General features: G+C 33.2%; 2 protein-coding genes. Both read left to right on the forward strand.

The genetic code is table 11. From position 1 onward, the window contains the following. The first annotated feature begins 79 nt into the window (after positions 1 to 79). Entirely contained in the window at positions 80 to 334 is a 255-nt protein-coding gene (locus RV17_RS12980) for a transposase (RefSeq protein ID WP_071869452.1), read from the forward strand. A 17-nt stretch (positions 335 to 351) separates the two neighbouring features. Next, positions 352 to 980: IS3 family transposase (locus tag RV17_RS12985; protein WP_249024370.1), on the forward strand; the 629-nt coding region annotated here is incomplete at its 3' end.

The raw sequence follows: 980 nt of genomic DNA on the forward strand, positions 1-980 counted from the left end.
TGGTGTTAGTATTAAATCTTAGACAACTTTTCGTAGAGACAAAAATAAATTAAACTTAGCTACGAGAGGATGATTTTTTATGACCCGATATGAAGAAAATTTTAAACAGATGATTGTTGAACTGAATCAAACTGGACGTTCCGTTCGAGGGTTGGCGAAAGAATATGGCTTATCTGAAGCGACGATTTACAAATGGAAGAATTTATATTTGCCTAATCAGTCCACAGGACTGACTGGAAAAGAAGTGGCTGAACTAAAAAAAGAAAATGCTCGTTTGAAAGAGGAACTTGAAATCTTAAAAAAAGCCGCAGCCATATTCTCTCGGAAAACCTAAATTCGCTTATTCAGTTTATTGAAAAATGGTGTAAGGACTACACTGTTTCTTTGTTATGTCGGTTATTAGAAATCCCTAGAAGTGTCTACTATTTTTATAAAAACAAGCCATTGACAGCTACAGAAATCAGAAATAATACGTTGAAAGAGACTATTTCGACAGTTTTTTTTACGAATAAACAGCGCTATGGTGCCACTAAAATTCATCAAGTTTTATTAAAAGATGGCATTTCAGTATCTCTTAAACATGTCCAAAAGCTAATGAAGCAATTAAATTTAAGATCGATTGTAGTAAAAAAATTTAGACCTCAAAGGTTAAATAAAGCGATTATTTCAAAAGAGAACATATTAAATCAGGACTTTTCTACTAAAACTATTTGTGAGAAATGGGCGGCTGACATTACATACATTCCTACTAAGAAAAATGGCTGGTGTTACTTGTCTTCCATCATGGATCTACACACGAAAAAAATTATTAGTTATACATTTTCAAAAAGAATGACGGTGGATTGTGTCATTCAAACGTTGAATAAAGCAAAACTAAAGTATCACATTCCGGAAGGAATGATTCTACACACTGACTTGGGCAGTCAATATACAGCAACAGAAGTAGAAAAATGGCTTGAAACCAACAAAATAAGGCATTC

The sequence above is a fragment of the Enterococcus thailandicus genome (assembly GCF_001886265.1).
Lineage (GTDB): Bacteria > Bacillota > Bacilli > Lactobacillales > Enterococcaceae > Enterococcus_B > Enterococcus_B thailandicus.